We start from the raw sequence: 5356 nt of genomic DNA on the forward strand, positions 1-5356 counted from the left end.
AAACTAAAGGGCGTCCCCAACTCCGTCCCCCAACTCCGTCCCCTTTTTCCTCCTTAATTTCGCTAAATTAAGATATTCAGACTATAGTCTGTAGATTTATAATCTTCATTTGTGCAAAATAAAAACTTAGCCAAACAGGACAATATAAAAATGCCCCTTAACAGGTCACTGGAAAGTTCGTTCGGTCTGGTTTTACGCCGACTTCGCCAAAATTGCGGCTTCTCTCAAGAAAAGCTTGGCTTTGAAAGCGGATATCATCGTACCTATATTAGTTTGCTTGAGCGCGGACAAAAAAGCCCTTCGCTCCAGACCATCTTCAAATTGGCTAAAGCATTAGATGTGGAGCCGTCCGAAATAGTTGAACATGTTCAGGCTGTTACCAAACCTCGCTCAAGGAAAAAACGATAACACTAACAAGCGTCCAGCCATGAAAATTGTTGAAATACATGACGTTTTATTTGCAGGTTCTTTTCCACAATCTGAGGAATGGCTGACCGCCTGTGAACAAGTGGAAGAAGCAATATATGCAACTGATTGGCCCCATGGCTCCGGGAAATTCACAATCTATCCAGAAAGTGGTAAAAAACGAGGCCAAGGAAGTGGGGTGGTACCAATCAAAAAACCGTGCCTTGAACGACTCACGCAATTAGGATGGCTAACCGAAAAGCTCCCACCTCTTGAACAGGGCGTCATAAACCCTGGCGACCTCGATGCCCTTTTCCAGTGTAATATGGGATTCATAGGGTTTGAATGGGAAACAGGCAATATATCTTCAAGCCATAGAGCAATTAACAAGCTGCTTTTAACTATGCAAGTCGGTGGTTTAATTGGTGGGTTCCTTGTTGTTCCAAGCGATAAACTCAAGCTGTACCTGACAGACCGTATTGGAAATATTGGAGAACTTAGGCCTTACTTGCCGCTTTGGAGTTCAATACCGATCAAAGAGGGGGTATTGCGTATCACAGTTGTTGAGCATGATGCAACAAGTTATGATGTACCGCGGATCCCAAAGGGCACTGATGGAAGGGCTCTTCAGTGAGGGCTCAATTCCGGCGGAGCATCACAATGTATTCACGCCGCATTGTATTGGATATACCCGTAATGGGGCGGCTTATCATTTTGACCATTTGTAAGCTATGCTTTGAGCCAGTATCTACGAGTATTTCATGAAGGCCAGGTACTTCTTCGGGAGATACTTTCAAGGCTTTTCCCAACTGGTTGTTATTTGTCCCCACAATAATCGTACATAAACGACCTGAACGTAAAACGCGGGCACACTCTGAAAGCACCTTGTCCATATCCTCCTGATAAATCTCAAACTTCTCGGACAACCCACGTCCTCGAAGACCTATCATATCCTCCCGAAGCTTATCCGTTTCCACACCTAAGAAATTCAAATGGAAAGAATCGTTTTTCAGGTAATCTATCGCAAAACTGTATGGCGGAGAGAAAATAATGCCATCAACACTTGCATCCTCCATCGGAAGCGACCTGGCATCGCCTTCCAGGGCTTGCGTATGGGCGAGATCCGACTCCATACCTTTCAGGACATTCTGGATCTTTTCTGCAACAAAAAGGTAGCGTTCAAGAATGGCTTTGAACTGCTCCAGGGGAGACCTTCGGCCGCTTCTTTCTGAATATCCGGCACTATCCAGGTAGGCCAGCAAAAGGAAATTGTAAGTGTCCGAGGTCTCTCGCTCTTTACCTGTTAGCTGACCCCTTTTTTTCTTTATTACATATTCAGCGGCCGGCTCCATGATCGACATAAAGTCCTTGGATTTTCGGTTTCTGCGGATCTTTGTTCCACGAGCCGATTTTCCAACCTGTTTTTGAAAGTAGGCAAATACTTCCTCATAATTACTGAACGCCTTGAGTGATCGAGACAAAGACATGGTGAGTGCGTCAATCTTCGTCTGAGCCATAAACTTGCAGAATGAGCTCGCATCCACACCAATTGATCTGATTCCCATCAGACATGCCTCCACTAATACAGTACCAGATCCCATCATGGGGTCCAACACTGTATCACCCGGTTTGAGCCCCATAATGTTCATAAGAGCCTTGATCAATTGAGGATGGAATTTACCACGGTATGGGAACAGACCATGGGTTGCATAGCCGGTTCTGAACAAGTTTTTCTGAAAAAAAGACTTGAGCCTAGACGAGGAATGCTCAGGTAACTTCAGTGAGTCACCGGTGCACATGAGGAAATGACGGGTGTACGTGTCACCTATGCGGGCGAAATATCCTGCATTTCGTATGAGTTCTTCATCGTCAAGAAGCTGGTTCTCATAAAAAGCGAGTTCCAATTCATAAACATCATCCAAATACGGAACGAGCTGCCGTTCAGGAGGGAATAACTGTTGGGTTAAATCCTGTGAGAGGGCATCAACAACATTTGGGAGGGTCACGCGTCTAACCTCGTTTCAAACTTCGACATAATCTTCAGACTTGTGGGGACAGAGGTCCTCGGTCTGAAGTCTTTCAACTATAACATCGCAGCTTTCGATCTCAACACCTATCCAGTGTCGGCCAAGCCGCTCACACACATCATACGTTGTTCCGCTGCCACCAAAAGGATCAAGCACAACATCGCATTCTCGCGTAGACATTTGAACCACACGTTCAAGAAGCTTTGTGGATAACTGGTTGGCAGATCTCTTCCTGCTCTTGAATTTCCAGTGCCTCACCGGCGTTATGTCATTCCAGACATCTGTCAGGTTCACACCATTTGGGTTCATAGCACCCCTATGCCCGCCATAATCTTTGATTTCTCGGCCACAATGGCGGCAAACCTCTATTGGCGTTCGAACCCTCCTGAAGATCCTTGGTTTTCCCTTGGTGAAATACAGGAGGCTATAGTGGGAAGGATACAGTCGCCCAGGGATTGGCAAGGAGAGTTTTATGTTTACGGCGATCCAATGCCGAAAGGTCAATCCGGATTCGGTTAAGTGATTTCCAAGGATGATGTTCCATTTTGGCAGACTGTAGACAAAAATAGCACCGCCCGGTTTGAGCACTCGAATACAGTGATCCAGCCATTCCATGCACCATGAAATGTAATCCTCATCAGGACGATTATCGTTCACTTTTAAACCGTATTCCTTCGAAAGATTGAACGGAGGATCAGCAAATACAGTATCAATAGTCTCGTCACGGACATAAGGGAAAACCTGCAAGCAATCCCCTTCATAAAGGACACCCAATGGGGTCGAGTACACTAAACTCTTTTCAATTCCAGAGCCAACAACCTCAACCGGTGTCCAGATTTCTTGATTATCAAGGGCTTGTACTGTCATAATATGCCTATCATAGCAATCTCAGCAAACCTTATGAAAAGATGGATGCCCTCCATTGGTAAATCAGTAACTCTTTGAAAAAATGCGATTTGCTGATTCACAAATTGACGTTCCCAACTTCAGGTATGCTTGGCTACTCTATCATTGAATTTGTCTTGGCTTTATTGAAATCAACGCCCGCTTCACACACGCCCGATTTTCAGGGCGTCGTCGTGAAAGCGGTGATTATACTCCTTTTTTCTTGCCATAAAGCGCTTTTTCAATTTCCTGGTTAAGAGTATATGACTTCAATGCCCTGTCAACGTCTTGTGCGTAATATTCGTTCTCACTAATTAGATTCTTTAAGATATCAAATGCATTTTTGCAAAGTGGCTCAATAACCTCCGGTCTTTTTTCAATCTCTGCGATTTCGTTAGCCAGATAGTCCTTATCATTTTTCCAGTAATCCCCATTCCTCCAAAGAAAAGAAACAATCCTGGCCAAATGAAAGCTACCTCTCTTGGCAGTTGAGCGGACTAACTCATCGTCACTCCGGTTCCTGCCACTATTTCTCAACCATTCAGCGACGAAGCGAGAAATGAGCGAAGCGATTATATAAGGTTCAACCCTATCGCCAGAAAATATCCTATTGTAAAGATCTCCCCATAATTTATATTTGCGAGCACGGCCGTCGGCCGGGTTTTTCAAAACAACCGATAAGTAGGATTGTGCAACAAAGTCATTTGGCAGAATACGGGAGGTATCAATTTCTTCTTCATCAAATTGCCTACATTTTCTTTCATAAAAGTAATTATAGATTTTAAAACCGGTTTCCATATCTAATTGGGCGTCGTCATTTGCTCGTAAGTCCCTACCACCAATTTTATTTTGGTTGTTTGTTGTTAAAACTATCTTCCCAATAAGATCGGGATCGTCTGTCTCATATATTCTCAAGAGAACTCGCACATCAGGGGTTAATTTATCATCTTTTTGGGCCAGTGCCAACGCCGTCGCTGTTTGGCAACCATTCACGATTTGCATATTTTTTAACTTGACAATAGGGTTGTCTGGGTCTGTTACTGGATCCATTTCATCGCAGACAACTGTGATTCCATTATTTAAGAACCAAAACTCATAGCTTGACTGAGCGCTCACACACGTTGACAAAATATCTTTATTTATAGCACCACGAATTCCTAAAAACCTGCGAAGGTTCAAGTCGAAAATTGCTCCCGCTGCATCAGCGTTTACGAGACGAGCTATTTCTTGAGCCGGCACAGAGCACACTAAACCCTTCAAATCTTGAGCGTAGTATTTAATGAGTGACGGATTGTTTGCATCATATTTCATGCGGATTTCTGCGTCTATCCGTCTTGTCTGACGTTGTTGAGCTTTTAATAGGGAAACTAATTCGTCAGCACCATATGTGCCAAACTTGAATTCTTCGAATGTATCATTGTCATACTCGTCAATGATCGTTTGGCGCTCCTGTATAAACTCATCAGAAAGATTTGATTCGATACCATTTGTAACGAAACCGACAAGTATTCGAATATTAGAAGGACCAAGATTTGATTGTAATGCTCTGTATTCTAAAATTTTATCTTTGAATTCAACATTTTTGAGTGTAAGCACATCTTTTCTGGTTTTGTTGAATACCCAATTAAGCCCATTTCTGATTTGAATCAGGGCGTTAGATGAAAAACTATCTGTATTTTTCACTTGAAGTATATAGACATCTGCGCGATCGCCTGCCTCGTCTATTGTGATGATGTCAATTTGTTTATCTTGTCCGCCGTCAACAAAATCATCCAGGTCAAATGAATGGACGCTAATCCCTGTAATTAATGAATGAGCAAAGCGAAGGAAAGCAAGATTCTCCTCTGCGTTTAGCAGCTTGGTAGTCTTGGCAATATGATCTTGGATTATTTGCTGTCGGAGATTCATTTTTTACCTCCATATGATGTCCATATGTCTATTTCTTATTTGTATCGGTGAAGTCGCCTGCCGGAAAACCAAAAAAAACTTGGCAAATGCGAAGTTTTACTCAAAATAACGTAAATGCGAAAAACGCCCCG

5 protein-coding genes are annotated in these 5356 nt (G+C 43.3%); 2 read left to right on the top strand and 3 right to left on the bottom strand.

The genetic code is table 11. The annotated features are described in order from the left end of the window. Positions 1–150 precede the first annotated feature (150 nt). Together KAU88_06065 and KAU88_06070 are read left to right on the top strand one after the other, a co-directional pair. Positions 151–408, top strand: coding sequence for a helix-turn-helix transcriptional regulator (locus KAU88_06065; GenBank protein ID MCK4478073.1), 258 nt, complete (start codon positions 151–153; stop codon positions 406–408). A 19-nt stretch (positions 409–427) separates the two neighbouring features. After that, positions 428–1039: a hypothetical protein gene (locus tag KAU88_06070; GenBank protein ID MCK4478074.1), complete on the top strand. Its 612-nt coding sequence runs from the start codon at positions 428–430 to the stop codon at positions 1037–1039. A gap of 4 nt (positions 1040–1043) precedes the next feature. Here KAU88_06070 and KAU88_06075 read toward each other — a convergent pair whose 3' ends face one another. From KAU88_06075 to KAU88_06085, 3 genes are all read right to left on the bottom strand, one after another. Beyond that, entirely contained in the window at positions 1044–2411 is a 1368-nt protein-coding gene (locus tag KAU88_06075) for a hypothetical protein (GenBank protein MCK4478075.1), read from the bottom strand. A 15-nt stretch (positions 2412–2426) separates the two neighbouring features. Continuing rightward, positions 2427–3299 (bottom strand): site-specific DNA-methyltransferase, encoded by an 873-nt coding sequence (locus KAU88_06080; protein ID MCK4478076.1) that lies wholly within the window; start codon positions 3297–3299, stop codon positions 2427–2429. 225 nt (positions 3300–3524) lie between these two features. Next, positions 3525–5225 (bottom strand): AIPR family protein, encoded by a 1701-nt coding sequence (locus KAU88_06085; GenBank protein ID MCK4478077.1) that lies wholly within the window; start codon positions 5223–5225, stop codon positions 3525–3527. Between the last annotated feature and the right edge of the window lie 131 nt (positions 5226–5356).

Source organism: Candidatus Bathyarchaeota archaeon (assembly GCA_023131225.1).
GTDB lineage: Archaea > Thermoproteota > Bathyarchaeia > Bathyarchaeales > SOJC01 > JAGLZW01.